Raw genomic sequence first — 16,706 nt, forward strand, 5'->3', positions numbered from 1 at the left:
TATGAGGACGCTCCGCCGCCTTGCGATGCACCGCATCCGACGCCGCGGGCTGATCCGCCCCCTATCGCGCACCAGGCCGTTAGCCTCTGGGCATGAGTCGGCCGCCCACCTTCAGTCCGCCACCCGGCACCCAGCCCATCGCTCTGGACACGGCGCGGGGTGTGTTCGCCGCCCTCGAAGCCGAGCCGCGAGGGGAGCGGCGGGGTACCGCGCTGCTGCTGCCCGGATACACCGGGAGCAAAGAGGACTTCATCGCGATGCTCCGCCCGTTGGCGGACGCCGGTTATCGCGCAGTCGCCGTGGATGGGCGCGGGCAGTACGAGTCGGACGGGCCCCTGCGGCAGGAGGCCTACGCGCGGGAGGAGTTGGCCCGCGATGTGCTGGCGCAGGCGGAGAGCGCCGGGGCGCCGGTGCATCTGGTCGGGCACTCGCTCGGGGGGCAGATCGCCCGGGCCGCCGTTCTGCTCGACGCCGGGCCGTTCGTTTCGTTGACGCTCATGTCGTCCGGGCCGGCCGAAGTGTCCGATGCGCAGCGGGAGAAGATCGGGCTGCTGACCGAGGCGCTTGGCATCATGACGATGGGGCGGGTGTGGGAGGCCATGCAGGCTTTCGATCCGCCGGAGGACACCGACCTCGACGGCGCCTCGCTGCGAGCGCGTTGGTTGCGACACAGCCCGGCTCAACTCGTCGCAACTGGCGAGCAGTTGAGGAGTGAGCCGGATCGCGTGGGTGAACTGGCCGCGCTTGCGCTGCCAGTTCATGTGGTGTCGGGGGCGGTGGACGACACATGGCCGGTGCCGTTGCTGGATTCGATGGCCGAGCGGCTGGGCGCCCGGCGGTCGGTGATCGAAGGTGCCCAGCATTCCCCGAACACCGACCGGCCGTTGGAGACCGTGAAGGCGCTGGTGGGGTTCTGGGAGGGCTTGGCCCCATAGGCCTGGTTCAGAAGACCGCGTCGGTCTCAGTACTGGGCCTGGAGGTGCTGCCAGAAGCCGTCGCGCAGGGCCCGGCGGAGGTCCGCGTGGCCGCGCAGGGAGCGCTGGAGGAGGCGTTCGGCCTCGACGAGGAGCTCCTGGTCCACCGAACCCGGCAGATAGGGGTGGCTCGGCAGCAGGTCGGCCAGCGAGTCGCGGCCACGGGCACCCAGCCACGTCGCCGCGATCTGCGCGCCGATGAAGCGGACGTCTTCGCGGGTGGGGCGGGGGGCGCCCTCGTTCTCGTACGTCGTCACCGGGCGCCGTGTGACGTACGGCTTGCAGAAGTCGAGGTCGAAGGTGCGCTGGCTGTCGACCTCCCACAGGAGCGGTTCCGCCTGGTTGCGGCCCTCGCCCGCTTCGATGCCCCACAGGTGGACGCGCGCGCCGTAGCCCTGGGCGGCCTCGACCGCGGAGACCAGGTCCTCGTCGCCGCCCACGAGCGCCGCGTCGCTGATCGCGCGGTGGCGGGCGAGTGATTCCAGGTCGGTGCGGATCAGGGAGTCGACGCCCTTCTGCTGGTTGTTGGCGTTGAGGTTGCCGAGGCGCACCTTGACGTCGGGCAGCTCCGCGATCGACTGCTGCTCGGTGGTGTGGATGCGGCGCCTGGCCCCGTCGTACCAGTAGACGCGCAGGAGCCGGCTGTCGGCGAAGATCTTGCGGGCCATGTCGATGAAGGCCTCGATGATCCCCTCAGCGTCGAGGTCGAAGGACCTGCGGTCCTCGGTTCCCGTGACGAGGAGACCGGCCGCCGCGTACACGTATCCGGCGTCGACGAAGATCGCGTGGGTGGAAGGGGTCTTCGCCACCTCGACGAGCATCCGCTGGAGGAGGTCGTTGGTGCGGCCCAGGCGGGCTTCGATCCTGGCGATGTCGGTGAGGCCCGAAGGCTGTGCGTCGTCCATACGGATGCCATTGTCCGTGGCGTGACGGGGCGGGCACAACCGGTCCGACTTCAGCGAGTATTTACGGCCTGGTCCCCTATCGCGGACCAGGCCGTTAGCCAGTCGAAAATTTTCCTTAGCTTAGGGAATGATTTGCGGGTGCAGCCCGTTGAACGAGAGACAGACACACCAGTTCTCCACCAGGAGGATCAGACGAAGGGAGAAGCCTTGCGCTTCGAAATCATGCGCCTGGACGACGTCGACGGCTCCGCCGTTGACCGCACCGTCGTGGACGCCGCCTCCGTCAACCGGATGGTGCAGCAGGCCGCCGCCGTCGGCCGACGCATCTACATCCGCCCGGCCGAAAGCTCGGCCGTGTAGGGGTCAGTGAGATGCCCCCGCACCCGGTGTGCGGGGGCATCAGTGTGTCAGGAGCCCTGGATCACCTGGGTGACGCCGTTGATGATCTGCTGCACCGCGATCGCGGACAGCATCATGCCCGCCAGCCGCGTCACCAGAACGACGCCGCCATCCCTGATGACGCGGATGATCAGCAGCGAGTAGCGCATGGTCAGCCACAGGACGACGTGCATCGCCACGATCGCGGCCCAGACGGAGACCTGCATGGTCGCCGTCTCGGCGTGCTGGACGGCCAGGATCACGGAGACGATCGCACCCGGACCCGCGAGCAGCGGCATGCCCAGGGGTACCAGGGCGACGTTGACGTCCTTGGTCTGCGTCGGCTCATCGGTCTTGCCGGTGAGGAGGTCGAGCGCGATCAGCAGGAGCAGCAGGCCACCCGCGATCATCAGGGCCGGGACCGACACGTGCAGGTAGTCGAGGATCTGCTGGCCGAGGAGGCCGAAGACCGCGATCACGCCGAACGCGACGGCGACGGCCTGCCAGGCCATCCGGCGCTGCACCTTGGCGGGTCGGCCCGAGGTCAGGGCGAGGAAGATCGGGGTGATCCCCGGGGGGTCCATAATCACGAAAAGCGTGAGAAAGAGGGATCCGAAAACGGCGAAGTCGAGCACAGTGTGGCCTTGCGAGAAGAGGGGTCGTACGGAGGGCAGGCGGCGTTACGGGCGGCGTCCGCCCGCGCCCGGCACCGGGAACGCACCGGTCGCGCGTCGGGTGATCTCGCCGTAGATCTCGGGGTCGGTGGTGAACTCGCCGAGCCGTACGGCCTTGCGGCTGCCGTGGTAGTCGCTGGATCCGGTGGGCAGCAGGGAGAGGTCCCCCGCGAGGGCGCGCAGGCGGGCGCGGGTGGGGCCGTCGTGGTCCATGTGGTCGATCTCGATGCCGTCGAGGCCCGCAGCGGCGAGTTCCCCGATCGCGCGCTCCGGGACGGTCTCGCCCCGCTTGGAGGCACCGGGGTGCGCGAAGACGGCGACGCCTCCTGCCGCCTTGACCAGGCGGATCGCGTCGAACGGATCGAGCTCGTGCTTGTCGACGTACGCCCGTCCGCCGTTGGCCAGCCAGTCGGGCGTGAAGGCGTCGGAGACCGTCTCGACGACGCCGAGTTCCATCAGGGCGGACGCGATGTGCGGGCGGCCGACCGAGCCGTCGCCGGCGATACGGGCCACCTGGTCCCACTCGATCGGTACGCCCAGCGCCCGGAGCTTGACGACCATGGCCTGCGCCCGGGGCACCCGGTCGTCACGCACCAGCTCGCGTTCGCGCGCCAGCTCGGGCTCGTCCGGGTCGAAGAGGTACGCCAGCATGTGCAGGCCGATGCCGTCGAGGCGGCAGGAGAGCTCGGCGCCTGTCACCAGCGTCAGGCCCTCGGGAAGCGCGGCGAGCGCCTCGGGGTGGCCGCGCGTCGAGTCGTGGTCGGTGAGCGCCACGACGTCGAGTCCGGCCGCGGCGGCGGCCCGCACCAGCTCGGCGGGGGTGTCCGTGCCGTCCGATGCCGTGGAGTGGGTGTGCAGGTCGATGCGCACGCTGCTTGACTCCGGGGCTCGGCGGGACGGGGATCGGTCCAGGATAACGGGGAATCGAACTTGTCCGGTTCAGAACCCGCGGCGCCGCTCCCCTGCTGCCGGTCCGGTACTGCCGCTCCACTGCTGCCGGTCCCCTACTGCCGGTCCGGTTCAGGACAGGATCCGCGGGGACAGCGCGCCGCACGGCACAAGGTCCACTTCGGCGCCCGCCTCGCGCAGATCCGTCAGGACCAGTTCGTCGTACATCAGCAGGCCGGTCTGTTCCGGCCAGACGATCGCCCACAGCCACAGCCCGCGGGCCTCGCCCGCGAAGACCGCCCGGTCGGCCGGGGCGGCGGCGACATGCCACAGCGGCGTGGGCCGGCCGGCCGCGTGGACCTTGGCCTGCGGCGGTTTGTCCACGCTGATGTACGTCCCGGGGTCGGGGCCGTCCACGCCCGCGTAGCGCGCACCGAGGCCGACACCCAGCTCCTCGGCCACCAGGATCAGTTCTCCGAGGCCCCCGAGCGGACCGGGGCCCGAGCAGGCCACGGCGACCGAGCGGGCGCCGCCGCGATCATCGCCCGCGCAGGCCACGCCGGTGTAGAGCCAGCCGACGGGCAGCGGCCACGGCATCCACACCGGGACTTTGGCGCGCTTCACCGCGACCGTGAGGGCCTCGACGCTGGGCGGGATCACCGGTTGCAGCGGGTGCACGGTGCCGTGCAGGTCGCACTGCCAGGCGTCGGCGAACAGACCGGGCGCCCTGACCCGGCCACCGCACTTCGGGCAACTGGGTTCGCCCCTCATAGGGCTCCACGGTCCTCCCCGGCCGTCCCCGCGTCAAGGACGATCACCCGTCCGGTGTGCGCCTGACCTGAGCAATGTAAGTGTAGTTTGCAGTTATTAGCATCTCTAACTTATTCTGTGCCCTCCTCGCCGGCCTCGCCCTGGTCGTCGTCTTCGCCGCCCTGTCCGGCACCTCCGGATCGGTCGGCGAACTCGTCGGCTTCCGGGCCGGCTGGGGGCTGGGCAACGCGCTCTTCGTCTCGACCGCGCTCGCCGTCATCGTCGGCGCCGCGGCCGGCGGCAGCGCGGCCGCGATCCTGCTGTACGAGTCGGCGCTCGGCCTCGGCATGGCCTGCGGCCCGCTGCTGGGCGCGGTGCTCGGCAACGCGAGCTGGCGCTACCCCTTCTTCGGCACGGCCGCACTGATGGCCGTCGGTTTCATCGCCATCGCCGTCTTCCTGAAGGAACAGCCCACACCGGCCCGCAAGACATCGATTCTCGATCCGGTCAAGGCACTCGGACACAGCGGGCTCGCCTCCGTCGCGGCGTCCGCGTTCTTCTACAACTACGCGTTCTTCACGGTGCTGGCCTTCACCCCGTTCGTGCTGGACATGACGCCGTACACGTCGGGCGCGGTCTTCTTCGCCTGGGGCCTGCTGCTCGCCGTCTTCTCGGTGCTCGTCGCCCCGCGCCTGCAGCAGCGCCTCGGCTCCCTCAAGGTGCTCGGCGGCTCACTGCTGCTGCTCGCAGCCGACCTGCTGGTCCTCGGGTACGGGAACCACACGGTGGCCGTGGTCGCCACGATCGTCTCGGGTGCCTTCATCGGCATGAACAACACCGTCTACACCGAGCTCGCCCTGGGTGTCTCGGACGCCCCGCGCCCGGTCGCCAGCGCCGACTACAACTTCGTGCGCTGGTTCGCCGCGGCCGCCGCGCCCTTCCTCGCCCCGAAGATCGAGGAGTGGAGCGACATCCACATCCCGTTCGTGGTGGCCGCCGTCGCCGCGCTCGCCGGGGCCCTCGTCGTAGGGGTGCGGCGTACGTCGCTGGTCCACCGGGCCGAGGAGCTGGAGCCCGTCCACGCCACCGAGGACGGGGTCTCCGCCTTCGCCAACTGACGTCGGGCTCAGTCCAGGGGCACGGACACGCGCAGCGGGTCGCGCAGGTCCGTGCCGTGCGCGAGCCAGCGTTCCTGGAGTTCCTGCGCGCCCTTGACCCGCTTGAACGCCGCCTCGTTCGGCGTCATGGGCAGCAGTGGCAGGAAGCACACGGGGTCCATGGGAGCGTCCAGCTCCAGGTCCTCGATCAGACCGCCGGACTCCGCGACCAGTACGGAGCTGTACGGCGCCCCCGGCCACAGCGGCTCCCCCACGTCCAGCGACGCCCCCGAGGCCACGATCACGCCCTCGACCTGCGGGGACGCGGCGAGGACCGCGAGCGGGCGCAGCACCTTGTCGGTGTCGGCCGCCCCGGCCCTTACGGACAGCACCAGTTCGGCGCGGGGCCCCTTCACCGGGTCGGCGAGGGCCGCGGTCGGGTCGGCCATCGGCTGGGCCGACATGCCGAGTGTGGCGTAGCGCACGACGTCGCCGTCGACGAAACGCAGTACCTCCATGCGGTCCGTACCGAGGAACGTGACCGCGGCGCGCGCGTCCGGTTCGCCCAGCGTCGTACGCAACCGGGCTTCGACCAGCGCAAGAACATCTCCCATGCCGTGAGCATAGGACGCGTACGGATGGCGCAAAGAGAGCGCTTGACACACCGGTGGGCTGATAGTCTTGGCCGCTGGTCAGGGCAGCACGCAGAAGCGTGGCTTTCGAGCCCCGACATCACGTCGTCCCCCACGGGGGACCGGCCGGAGGAGGTGGGGCTGCGATGGATCGAAGTCGTCCCGGCAGTACCAACCGCTCTTTCGCACCGTCAGTGTTCCCCGGGGCCTGAAGCCCTTCGTACCCGGCCGCCAACCGGTGAAACCTCAGGGGATCACGGCATTTCGCACGACGGAAGAGCACTTCGTTTTTGCCTGATCCGTGTCTGAGCGAACGCCGTCACCGCGTCCCCGCGGTGCCGCCCGCTTTGCCGACGTACGCGCCCCGTCGTTGTGGCCCGCACGTCTCCATTCCGGGCAGTGCCACGCCCCGCAGGACGGCTTCTCCGTGAAGGAGCCTGCCATGTCGATGATCCGTGACCTGCGCGCAGCGGTCCGTCCGTCCCTGCGCAAGAGCAGCGCCGCGTACAGCAGCTACGACCCCACCCGTGACCCGTCCGCGAGCAGCGCGGTCGTCGACTGCGCGGTCTACCGCAACGGACGCCGGCTCAAGGACTCGGAGTCGCTGACCCCGCACCAGGCGATGACCCGCGTCCGGGAGGGCGGCGGCTTCGCCTGGATCGGTCTGCACGAGCCGACCGAGGCCGAGTTCGCCGGTATCGCCGCCGAGTTCGGGCTGCACCCGCTGGCCGTCGAGGACGCCGTGCACGCGCATCAGCGGCCCAAGCTGGAGCGGTACGACGAGACCCTCTTCACCGTCTTCAAGACGATCCACTACGTCGACCACACCGAACTGACCGCCACCAGCGAGGTCGTGGAGACCGGTGAGGTGATGTGCTTCACCGGCAAGGACTTCGTCATCACCGTGCGGCACGGCGGCAAGGGCTCCCTGCGTGCCCTGCGCCACCGGCTTGAGGACGACCCGGAGTTGCTCGCCAAGGGGCCGTCGGCGGTGCTGCACTCGATCTCCGACCATGTCGTCGACGGGTACATCGCGGTCGCCGCGGCCGTCCAGGACGACATCGACGAGGTCGAGATCGATGTCTTCTCGGCGCCCGCCAAGGGGAGCTCGCGGGGCTCGGACCCGGGGCGGATCTATCAGCTCAAGCGTGAGGTGCTGGAGTTCAAGCGGGCGGTCGCGCCGCTGCTGCGGCCGATGCAGCAGCTCAGTGAGCGGCCGATGCGGCTCATCGACCCGGACATCCAGAACTACTTCCGTGACGTCGCCGACCACCTCGCGCGGGTGCACGAAGAGGTCGTGGGATTCGACGAATTGCTGAACTCCATCCTCCAGGCCAATCTCGCGCAGGCGACCGTCGCCCAGAACGAGGACATGCGCAAGATCACGTCCTGGGCGGCGATCATCGCCGTACCAACGATGATCTGTGGTGTCTACGGCATGAACTTCGACCACATGCCCGAATTGAAATGGCGTTACGGCTATCCGCTGGTCCTCGCGAGCATCGTCGTCGTCTGTGTCAGCATCCACCGCACGCTCAAGCGGAACGGCTGGCTCTGACGACGAGCGCCAGCCCGGCCATGATCACCAGCAGGGCGGGGTAAGCGCCCAGGGGCGGCTGCTGCCCAAGCCAGAGCGCCGCGATCAGGGCGGCGCCCGGCGTCTCCAGCAGGATCGCGGTCGAGGTGACGGAGGGGCCGAGGGTGCTCACGACGCGGTTGAGCAGGGAGTGCCCGAGGAGCTGGGCGGAGGCGGTGAGCGCGGCGAGCATCAGCCAGGTCGTGGCGTCGTATCCGCCGAGCTCGGCGCCCGAGGCCAGGCAGGTCACCAGCAGGACCAGCGCGGTCGTCGAGTAGCAGACGAAGGTGTACGCCGTGGTGCTCACCGTGCGCCGCACCTCGGCCCCGAGCAGCACGTAGCCGGCGGCCGCCATGCCACCGCCGAGCGCCAGCGCGTCACCGGCGAGGGCGCGGGGGGACAGCGTCAGGTCGACGCCGGTCAGGATGACGACGCCGACGACGGCCAGCATGGTGCCCGCCCACACCGTGCGGGGCGGGCGGTGGCCCCGCATGCGCAGCAGGAGAGTCGTCCAGATGGGTGTGGTGGTGCACAGCGCGGTGGAGGAGGCGACCGAGGTCATCCGCAGGCTGGGCAGCCAGAGCCCGAAGTGCAGGGCGAGCAGGGCCCCGGCGGCGACGGCGAGCAGCAGCGGCCTGCGGCCGATGCGGCGCAGCTCGGTGCGGTGCCTCAGCAGCGCCACCGGCGCCAGCACGCCGACCGCCATGGCGTTGCGCCAGAACGCGATGGCGAGCGCGGGGGCGGCGGTCGCGGCGATGAGCGGCGCTGAGAACGACACGGCGGCGACGGCGACGCCGAGCAGCACGAGGTCGATGCGGGGCGCGGCGTGCAGGCCGGGGTGCGGGGGCGGCGCGGCGATGGGGCTGGTTTCGCCGTCCGTGCGGCGGCGGGCTGTTGCGGGCACCCGCTCAATGTAAGGCCCGTACGCCGGTTATGGAACTGTCATTCTCGGGCGGCGCGCGCGGGGCCTACCCTTTGGCCATGACGGCCATCACGCAGACCTCTCCCGGCTCCTCTTGTGACGCCCTGCTCGACCGGGCGCTGGTCGAGGAAGCCACCAAGAAGTCCGGGCTCATCTGGGTGCGGGGCACGGGCCCCGCCAGGACGCTGTGGCATGTGTGGCACGAGGGCGCGGCATACGTCGTCGGGGACGGGCCGGGAGAGCAGCCCTTCCCCGGGCTGGCCGACGGCGGGAGCGCGGAAGTCACCGTACGCAGCAAGGACAAGGGCGGCCGGCTCGTCGCCTGGACGGCGGCGGTCACCGAGCTGGCGGCGGGGTCCGAGGCGTGGGAGGCGGCAGTGGCCGAGCTCAAGGGCAAGCGCCTGAACGCGCCGGACGGGGAGCGGATGACGGAGCGGTGGGGGCGGGAGTGCCGGGTGGTGCGGCTGGCTCCGCGTGCGGTGACGACGTCGCTGCCGGACGGGTCGCTGGCCGCGGCCCCGCTGCCCACGCCGGCCACGACCCGCCGGCCGGCCCCGGCGGCGCTCCCCCGTCTATTGCTGAAGCGTGGCCGCAAGCGGTAGCGCTCGGGGCTCCGCCCTCCGCCCCGGACCGCGCCCCCGCCCCGCCCCGCCGGACACTCAACCGCCAGAAGACCTCGGCAACTGCCCGCCGTAGTCCACCGTCTCGTCCTTGCCCGGCGCCCGCAGCGCGAACTCCTCGTCCCAGTCGGCCAGCCGCACCACCCCCGCGCCCCCCGCCCTCTCCAGCTTCAGCGGATACGGCGTACCGAGCAGCGAGACCGCGAGGCTGCCGCCCGCGCCCTTGCCCCCGGTGACCTCGATCGTGCGGACGCCGCCGACCTCGGCGCGCTCGCCCTTGCCCAGCTCACCGTGCAGCCCCAGCAGGCCGTCGAGGAGGACGTTCATCTCCGTGAATCCACGCAGCTGACCGTACGACGCGTCGCCGTCCGGGACCTTGACGTACTTGTCCTCCAGCTTGCCCGCCGCCGTCTCGTCGGACTTCGTCGGCTCGGCCTCGTGGTCCCAGAAGTCGGCCCCGGCCTTCATGAAGAGCGCGTCGCCGATGCGCAGCAGCTCGAACTCGCTGCCCTTGGACGTCACGGAGCCCGCGGCGCCGTCCTCCTTGAGCCGCATGTCGAGCTTGTACGAGCGCCCCTTGCTGACCACGGTGCCCGACAGCCGCACCGCCTGCGCCCCGCGCGCCGCACCCAGCGCCTTGGCCTCGATGGCCTTGGCGGAGAGCTTCCCCACGCCGTTCGTCCCCCGGTCCGGATCGGGTGGCGGCGGCTCCTCACCGCACGCGGTGAGCGCCGCGGTCAGCCCGACGCACACGACGCCGAGCAGGGCGGCCCGGCGGGCTCGGGCGGCCGGGGGAAATGCAGTCACAAGCGCACTGCCTCTCATACGGGTGTCCGGGGTGGCAGCAGGCAGCGTACCTGTGCCTTCCGGGCCGCCCGGCAGAGAGCCGTCCGGACGTCCCATGGCGGCGGCCCGGACCGGCACGGGCTAGCCTGAACCCGTTGTCGGCCGCTGTTTGCTCACGAATTGCTCACGAAAAGTAAGGCGCATCCCATGGCCTCAGGCGCCCCCCGGGTCTTCGTCTCGCACCTAGCGGGCGTCGCCGTGTTCGACCCCGGCGGCGACCAGGTGGGCCGGGTGCGCGACCTGGTGGCGATGCTACGGGTGGGAAACAGGCCGCCGCGACTGCTCGGCCTGGTCGTGGAGGTGGTGAGCCGGCGGCGCATCTTCCTGCCCATGACGCGCGTGACGGGCGTCGAGTCGGGACAGGTCATCACGACCGGCGTGGTCAACATGCGCCGCTTCGAGCAGCGCCCCACCGAACGCCTGGTCCTCGGCGAACTCCTGGACCGCCGGGTGCGCCTGACGGGCAGCGACGAGGAGGTCACCGTCCTCGACGTGTCGGTGTCGCAGCTGCCCGCCCGCCGCGACTGGGAGATCGACAAGGTCTTCGTACGCAAGGGCAAGAGCGGCGCGCTGCGGCGCCGCGGGGAGACCCTGACCGTGGAGTGGTCAGCGGTCAGCGGCTTCTCGCTGGAGGAGCACGGCCAGGGCGCGGAGAGCCTGCTGGCCACCTTCGAGCAGCTGCGCCCGGCCGACCTCGCGAACGCGCTGCACCATCTGACGCCCAAGCGCCGCGCCGAAGTGGCCGCGGCGCTGGACGACGACCGGCTGGCCGACGTACTCGAAGAGCTGCCCGACGACGATCAGGTGGAGATCCTCAGCAAGCTCAAGGAGGAGCGGGCCGCCGACGTGCTGGAGGCGATGGACCCGGACGACGCCGCCGACCTGCTCTCCGAGCTGCCCGAGGAGGACAAGGAGCGGCTGCTGGCGCTGATGAGGCCGGACGACGCGGCCGATGTGCGGCGGCTGCTGTCGTACGAGGAGCGGACGGCCGGCGGCCTGATGACGACTGAGCCGATCGTGCTGCGGCCGGACGCCACGGTCGCGGACGCGCTGGCCCGCGTACGACAGCAGGACCTGTCCCCCGCGCTGGCCGCGCAGGTGTACGTGTGCCGGCCGCCCGACGAGACGCCGACCGGCAAGTACCTCGGGATGGTCCACTTCCAGCGGATGCTGCGGGAGCCGCCCGGCACGCTCGTCGGCTCGGTCGTGGAGTCCGACCTGCCGCCGCTGTCGCCGGGCACCGCGCTGCCGACCCTGACCAGCTACCTCGCGGCGTACAACCTGGTCGCCGCCCCGGTAGTGGACGCGGGCGGCTCGCTGCTCGGCGCGGTGACCGTCGACGACGTGCTCGACCACCTGCTGCCCGACGACTGGCGCGAGACGGAGTTCCACGAGCGGCCCGGCCCGCACGAGCTGGAACACGGCGCCGAGCAAGAACAGGGTGCCGAGCAGGGTCCGGAGCGGGAAGGGGAGGGCGTCCGTGGGCAGTGACAAGGGGATCGAGACGCGCGAGCGCGGCCGGACCGCGACGGGCTCCAGCGCCCTGCCGCGCGGCTCGCGCACCCGCCTGGACCAGCCGCGCGCCGCGCGCAAACGGCTGCTGCCGGAGTACGACCCGGAGGCGTTCGGCCGGTTCTCGGAGCGGATCGCGCGCTTCCTGGGGACGGGGCGCTTCATCGTCTGGATGACGCTGATCATCATCCTGTGGGTGCTCTGGAACATCTTCGCGCCCGTGGGCATGCGCTGGGACGAGTACCCGTTCATCTTCCTGACCCTGATGCTGTCCCTCCAGGCGTCGTATGCCGCCCCGTTGATCCTGCTCGCGCAGAACCGCCAGGACGACCGGGACCGCGTCACACACGAGCAGGACCGCAAGCAGAACGAGCGGTCCATCGCGGACACGGAGTACCTGACGCGGGAGATCGCCGCGCTGCGGATAGGCCTCGGCGAGGTCGCCACCCGGGACTGGATCCGCTCCGAACTCGAGGACGTCATGAAGGAGATGGCGAAGGAACTTCAGGAGCGGCGGCCCCTCTTCCCGCACGAGCCCGTTCAGCCCGTTCCCGGGCGTGACGAAGGCGACCGCTGACGGGGCTTCCCCGGTGCGGGAGTGCGCGCCGTACCATCGACGGTATGGCTATGGAAGACGCGGTGCGCGAAGCACTGGCGACGGTGAACGACCCCGAAATCCACCGACCGATCACTGAACTCGGCATGGTCAAATCGGTCGAGATCGGGGCGGACGGCGCGGTTGCCGTCGCGGTCTATCTCACCGTCTCCGGCTGCCCGATGCGCGAGACCATCACCAACAACGTGCGTGCGGCGGTCGAGCGCGTCGAGGGTGTGACAAGCGTCTCCGTCGAGCTCGACGTGATGAGCGACGAACAGCGCAAGGAACTCGCGGGCGCCCTGCGCGGCGGCACCCCTGAGCGTGAGGTGCCGTTCGCCCAGCCGGGATCACTGACCCGGGTCTATGCGGTGGCCTCGGGCAAGGGCGGTGTCGGCAAGTCCTCGGTGACGGTCAACCTGGCCGCCGCGATGGCCGCCGACGGACTCAAGGTCGGCGTCGTCGACGCGGACATCTACGGGCACAGCGTGCCGCGCATGCTCGGCGCGGACGGCCGCCCCACCCAGGTCGAGAACATGATCATGCCGCCGTCGGCGCACGGCGTGAAGGTCATCTCCATCGGCATGTTCACCCCGGGCAACGCCCCGGTGGTGTGGCGCGGACCGATGCTGCACCGCGCGCTGCAGCAGTTCCTCGCGGACGTGTACTGGGGCGACCTCGACGTGCTGCTGCTCGACCTGCCGCCGGGGACCGGCGACATCGCGATCTCGGTGGCGCAGCTGGTGCCGAACGCCGAGATCCTGGTCGTCACGACGCCGCAGCAGGCCGCGGCCGAGGTCGCGGAGCGGGCCGGCTCCATCGCCGTGCAGACCCACCAGAAGATCGTCGGTGTCGTCGAGAACATGTCGGGCCTGCCCTGCCCGCACTGCGACGAGATGGTCGATATCTTCGGCTCGGGCGGTGGCCAGCGGGTCGCCGACGGGCTGACGAAGACCACCGGCGCGGCCGTCCCGGTGCTGGGCTCCATCCCCATCGACGTACGGCTGCGGGAGGGCGGCGACGAGGGCAAGCCCGTCGTGCTCACCGACCCGGATTCCCCGGCCGGGGCGGCGCTGCGCTCGATCGCGGGCAAGCTGGGCGGCCGGGCACGCGGCCTGTCGGGCATGTCGCTGGGCATCACCCCGCGCAACAAGTTCTGAGCTGAGCTGAGGCCGGGGCCGCATGACGCGGGGCCGCCGCTCTTGTCGAGCGGCGGCCCCGCGTCATGCGGCCCCGCGTCATGCGTTCCCCGCGTCGTGCGGCCCCGCTCAGTCGTGGGCGTACGACCTGATGTCCTCGATCACCGAGAAGCCCAGCCCGTACGCACTCATCCCCCGCCCGTACGCCCCCAGGTGCACCCCGGACGCGGTGGAGCCGGCGAGCACCCAGCCGAACTCGGACTCCCGGTAATGGAACGGCGTGGGGACGCCGTCCACCGGCAGCGACAGCTGCGACCAGTGGGGCCCGGACAGGTCGTCGGCCAGGTCGAACGCGGCTTCCGTCTGCTGGTCCAGCCAGTTGTCGCGCAGGGTGTGGTCGAGGTGCGCGGGCCAAGTGGCCGAGAGCAGACCTGACCCGGCGAGCCAGGCGGCGGAGGACACCGACGTGGCCTCCAGTACGCCCGTACCGTCGCCGGTGCGTCGCACCGGGCTGCTGGCGACGGTGACGACCGCCGCGAAACGTTCGGCGTCCTGACGGCCGTTGCCGTCCTCGACAGCGGGCCTTATCGTCGGCTCCTCGCCGTGCCCCGTGGCCCCGTGCTGCACCGTGCCGTCGGCAGCGGTGGCGACCTGCATCAGCCAGCGAGGCCCGGTGAAAGCCTCGTCAAGCCCGTACCAGGGGAAGGATGCGCGCAGATAGCCGTCGACCGTACGCCGGGCTGCGGGCACCCCCTCCGCTGTGGATGTGCTGGGCGTCAGGGATGCTCCCTGCGCTCCGACCCGACTTGTGGTCTCCATCTGTCCGGCCGCCTCCTGAGATCTGTGGCGTCCGGGGCGGCCCGCCCCCCTCGGGCGTCCTGGCACCCGGACAGATGGAGCTTAGCCACCTTGATGCGGCTCGTACGGAAGGGCGGGCCTCAGGTGGCGTCCGCGTCGAATGGCGGGCGCTCGCCGGCGGCGGGCGTTTCGCTCTTCTTGCGCAGGTCGGGGGCGCCGGCGGAGTCCTTGGAAAGGTCGGGCTTGGCGGCCTGTCCGCTGTCGCGGCCGTGGACGGCGTCGGCGACCTCGGCCATCTCGCTCTTGAGGTCGAAACTGCTGCGGATCTCCTTGAGCCCCAAGTCGTCGTTGTCCATCAGCTGCTTGCGGACAAAGGTCTTGGGGTTCAGGTCCTCGAAATCGAAGTCCTTGAATTCGGGGCCCAGTTCGGAGCGGATGTCGTGCTTCGCGCTCTCCGAGAACTCGCGGATCTTGCGGATCATCGCGGACGCGTCCTGGATGAGCTTCGGCAGCTTGTCGGGACCGAAGACGAGCACGGCGAGAACCACGAGCGTCACGATCTCGAGTGCGCCTATGTCAGTGAACACCTTGTCGCTCCTTGGCTCTCCGCGCCCGCGGTTCGGGTGTGTCTCCCCGCCGCGGGCAGAGGACCGGTCCGGGCCCCGTCCACGGTACCCGGCCAATCTGTCCGGGCGGTACCTTCACGTGACACTCATGCGGCGGCCCCCGGCCCTGTCAGGGGCCGTCCGCCGAGCCGAGGGTCACCGTGACGGCCCGCTCCTTGCCGGCCCGCACCACGGTCAGCTCCAGGCGGTCGCCGGGGCGGTGGGAGCGGATCTTCACGATCAGCTCCTGGCCGTTGAGCACCTTCTGACCGTCGACCTCGGTGATAACGTCCCGCGGCTCGATCCCGGCCCTGGCTCCGGGACCGCCGGGCGTCACCGGCGGACCGTCCGCGCCCTTGCTGCCGACGCGGGCGCCGTCGCCGGTGAACTGCATGTCGAGGGTCACTCCGATGACCGGGTGGGTGGCTCGACCGGTGTTGATCAGCTCTTCGGCGACGCGCTTGCCCTGGTTGACGGGGATGGCGAAGCCCAGGCCGATGCTGCCGCTCTGGCTGTCTTCGAGACCCGCGCCGCCGTCCGCCGCGCGTATCGCGCTGTTGATGCCGATGACACGGGCCTGCGCGTCGAGCAGCGGGCCACCGGAGTTGCCGGGGTTTATCGGGGCGTCGGTCTGGAGCGCGTTCACATAACTGACGTCGCTGCCGTCGCCCTTCTCGCCGCCTGCGGTGATGGGGCGTTCCTTGGCGCTGATGATTCCGGACGTCACGGTGTTCTGGAGGTCGAACGGTGCGCCGATGGCGACCACTGGGTCACCGACCCGGACATTCTCCGAGTTGCCCAGGGGCAGTGGCTTGAGTCCGTCGACACCCAGCACCCGGACGACCGCGAGGTCGTAACCGCTGTCCTTGCCGATGATCTCGGCCTTGGCGGTCTGGCCGCCGCTGAATGTGACGGTGATCGTGCCGCTCGCTCCGGCGGGGTCCACCACATGGTTGTTGGTGAGGATGTGGCCCTTGGCGTCGAGCACGAAGCCGGTGCCCGTGCCCTGCTCACCGGCGCCGTTGACATGCAGGGTGACGACGGACGGCAGGGCGCGGGCGGCGATGCCCGCGACGCTGTCGGGGGCCCGGCCCTTGCCGTCGTCCTGCTGCGCCTGGGGCAGCTCGACGCGGGTGATGCCGCCGTAGCGTTCCGTGTACGCCCCGATGCCTCCGCCGACGCCTCCGGCGACCAGCGCGATCAGCAGAGCCCCCGCGAGCAGTGCGCCCCTGCGGCCCTTTCTCTTCCGGCCGCCTCCCCCGCCGTCCGCCGGGTCTCCGTGGTGGACCAGAGGCTGCTGGGGCGCGCCCCAGGGGTCGTACTGGAGCCAGTGGGAAGGCTGAGGCCCCGCAGGCTGGGGCTGGGGCTGGGGCAGGGGCTGGGGCTGGGGCTGCAGGGGCGGTGGTGGTGGCGCGGTGAACCCGGCGCCGTCCCCGCCGACGGGCGCACCGGGGGGTACGAACGTGCCCTGCGGCGGCGTCGGCACCGGCCGCTGCACGGGCGGCGCGGGTGCCCAGGGCCCCGGGCCGCCGTAGGGCGGGGTGGCGTAAGGATCCGGAGCATGCAGCGGCTCCGGACGCGCCTGCACTGCCGCGGGCTCGGGGCCTTGGGCTGCCGCCGGGGCCTGGGGGGCCGCAGGCGCGTCGGCGACTTCGGTGGCGGCCACTTCGGTGGCGGCCGGCTGCACCTCGGCCTCGGCTTCCGGGGCGTCCGGTGTCCGGCGGACCGGCGCTGGACGACTCCACCACTTCGCCTTCGGCCCGGTGGGCCTGCCCTCGTCCATGCTCTCCCCGCA

Annotated in this window: 17 protein-coding genes and 1 pseudogene; 8 read left to right on the forward strand and 10 right to left on the reverse strand. The window is 71.1% G+C overall.

Features of this window, described 5'->3' with window-relative positions:
* Positions 1-92 precede the first annotated feature (92 nt).
* The gene (locus tag ACU6WZ_RS08275; protein WP_447032468.1) at positions 93-935 is read left to right on the forward strand and encodes an alpha/beta fold hydrolase; all 843 of its coding nucleotides are present in this window, start codon (positions 93-95) and stop codon (positions 933-935) included.
* A gap of 26 nt (positions 936-961) precedes the next feature.
* Here ACU6WZ_RS08275 and ACU6WZ_RS08280 read toward each other — a convergent pair whose 3' ends face one another.
* Positions 962-1,879 carry an NYN domain-containing protein gene (locus ACU6WZ_RS08280; RefSeq protein ID WP_447032469.1) on the reverse strand — a complete coding sequence of 306 codons (918 nt, stop codon included), beginning with the start codon at positions 1,877-1,879 and terminating at the stop codon, positions 962-964.
* A 207-nt stretch (positions 1,880-2,086) separates the two neighbouring features.
* On the opposite strand from ACU6WZ_RS08280, the gene ACU6WZ_RS08285 reads away from it, so the two are divergent.
* Complete coding sequence (locus ACU6WZ_RS08285; RefSeq protein ID WP_447032470.1) at positions 2,087-2,239, forward strand: DUF8834 family protein; 153 nt, start codon at positions 2,087-2,089, stop codon at positions 2,237-2,239.
* A gap of 47 nt (positions 2,240-2,286) precedes the next feature.
* Here the strand turns inward: ACU6WZ_RS08285 and ACU6WZ_RS08290 are convergent, their stop codons facing one another.
* From ACU6WZ_RS08290 to ACU6WZ_RS08300, 3 genes are all read right to left on the reverse strand, one after another.
* Positions 2,287-2,892, reverse strand: coding sequence for a MarC family protein (locus tag ACU6WZ_RS08290; RefSeq protein WP_447032471.1), 606 nt, complete (start codon positions 2,890-2,892; stop codon positions 2,287-2,289).
* Positions 2,893-2,937: 45 nt separating this feature from the next.
* Positions 2,938-3,801 (reverse strand): PHP domain-containing protein, encoded by an 864-nt coding sequence (locus tag ACU6WZ_RS08295; protein ID WP_447032472.1) that lies wholly within the window; start codon positions 3,799-3,801, stop codon positions 2,938-2,940.
* 150 nt (positions 3,802-3,951) lie between these two features.
* Positions 3,952-4,590 (reverse strand): DUF6758 family protein, encoded by a 639-nt coding sequence (locus ACU6WZ_RS08300; RefSeq protein WP_447032473.1) that lies wholly within the window; start codon positions 4,588-4,590, stop codon positions 3,952-3,954.
* A 122-nt stretch (positions 4,591-4,712) separates the two neighbouring features.
* On the opposite strand from ACU6WZ_RS08300, the pseudogene ACU6WZ_RS08305 reads away from it, so the two are divergent.
* Positions 4,713-5,687 (forward strand): annotated as a pseudogene (locus ACU6WZ_RS08305) (MFS transporter); the annotation flags it as partial.
* A gap of 8 nt (positions 5,688-5,695) precedes the next feature.
* Here ACU6WZ_RS08305 and ACU6WZ_RS08310 read toward each other — a convergent pair.
* On the reverse strand, positions 5,696-6,280 hold the full coding sequence (locus ACU6WZ_RS08310) for a suppressor of fused domain protein (RefSeq protein ID WP_447032474.1): 585 nt from the start codon (positions 6,278-6,280) through the stop codon (positions 5,696-5,698).
* A 460-nt stretch (positions 6,281-6,740) separates the two neighbouring features.
* Between ACU6WZ_RS08310 and ACU6WZ_RS08315 the strand changes: the two genes are divergently transcribed.
* Positions 6,741-7,856 carry a magnesium and cobalt transport protein CorA gene (locus ACU6WZ_RS08315; protein ID WP_447032475.1) on the forward strand — a complete coding sequence of 372 codons (1,116 nt, stop codon included), beginning with the start codon at positions 6,741-6,743 and terminating at the stop codon, positions 7,854-7,856.
* On the opposite strand, the gene ACU6WZ_RS08320 is transcribed toward ACU6WZ_RS08315, so the two are convergent.
* Entirely contained in the window at positions 7,834-8,778 is a 945-nt protein-coding gene (locus ACU6WZ_RS08320; RefSeq protein ID WP_447032476.1) for a DMT family transporter, read from the reverse strand. The two genes, ACU6WZ_RS08315 and ACU6WZ_RS08320, sit on opposite strands and share 23 nt — an antisense overlap.
* A 77-nt stretch (positions 8,779-8,855) precedes the next feature.
* Between ACU6WZ_RS08320 and ACU6WZ_RS08325 the strand changes: the two genes are divergently transcribed.
* Positions 8,856-9,398: a hypothetical protein gene (locus ACU6WZ_RS08325; RefSeq protein ID WP_447032477.1), complete on the forward strand. Its 543-nt coding sequence runs from the start codon at positions 8,856-8,858 to the stop codon at positions 9,396-9,398.
* A 57-nt stretch (positions 9,399-9,455) separates the two neighbouring features.
* Here ACU6WZ_RS08325 and ACU6WZ_RS08330 read toward each other — a convergent pair whose 3' ends face one another.
* Positions 9,456-10,223: a hypothetical protein gene (locus ACU6WZ_RS08330; protein WP_447032478.1), complete on the reverse strand. Its 768-nt coding sequence runs from the start codon at positions 10,221-10,223 to the stop codon at positions 9,456-9,458.
* 186 nt (positions 10,224-10,409) lie between these two features.
* Here ACU6WZ_RS08330 and ACU6WZ_RS08335 point away from each other — a divergent pair, with 186 nt between their 5' ends.
* Genes ACU6WZ_RS08335 through ACU6WZ_RS08345 form a run of 3 tightly spaced genes read left to right on the forward strand, consistent with a single transcriptional unit; the run spans position 10,410 to position 13,529 of the window.
* The gene (locus ACU6WZ_RS08335; protein WP_447032479.1) at positions 10,410-11,753 is read left to right on the forward strand and encodes a magnesium transporter MgtE N-terminal domain-containing protein; all 1,344 of its coding nucleotides are present in this window, start codon (positions 10,410-10,412) and stop codon (positions 11,751-11,753) included.
* 7 nt (positions 11,754-11,760) lie between these two features.
* On the forward strand, positions 11,761-12,351 hold the full coding sequence (locus ACU6WZ_RS08340) for a DUF1003 domain-containing protein (protein ID WP_447033929.1): 591 nt from the start codon (positions 11,761-11,763) through the stop codon (positions 12,349-12,351).
* 44 nt (positions 12,352-12,395) lie between these two features.
* Positions 12,396-13,529, forward strand: coding sequence for an Mrp/NBP35 family ATP-binding protein (locus ACU6WZ_RS08345; RefSeq protein ID WP_447032480.1), 1,134 nt, complete (start codon positions 12,396-12,398; stop codon positions 13,527-13,529).
* 108 nt (positions 13,530-13,637) lie between these two features.
* Here ACU6WZ_RS08345 and ACU6WZ_RS08350 read toward each other — a convergent pair whose 3' ends face one another.
* The 3 genes from ACU6WZ_RS08350 to ACU6WZ_RS08360 form a co-directional block, all read right to left on the reverse strand.
* On the reverse strand, positions 13,638-14,327 hold the full coding sequence (locus ACU6WZ_RS08350) for a hypothetical protein (protein WP_447032481.1): 690 nt from the start codon (positions 14,325-14,327) through the stop codon (positions 13,638-13,640).
* Positions 14,328-14,446: 119 nt separating this feature from the next.
* Positions 14,447-14,893 carry a sec-independent translocase gene (locus ACU6WZ_RS08355; protein WP_447032482.1) on the reverse strand — a complete coding sequence of 149 codons (447 nt, stop codon included), beginning with the start codon at positions 14,891-14,893 and terminating at the stop codon, positions 14,447-14,449.
* Between the two features lie 148 nt (positions 14,894-15,041).
* Entirely contained in the window at positions 15,042-16,694 is a 1,653-nt protein-coding gene (locus ACU6WZ_RS08360; protein ID WP_447032483.1) for a S1C family serine protease, read from the reverse strand.
* Positions 16,695-16,706: the final 12 nt, after the last annotated feature.

The sequence above is a fragment of the Streptomyces hypolithicus genome (genome assembly GCF_052934925.1).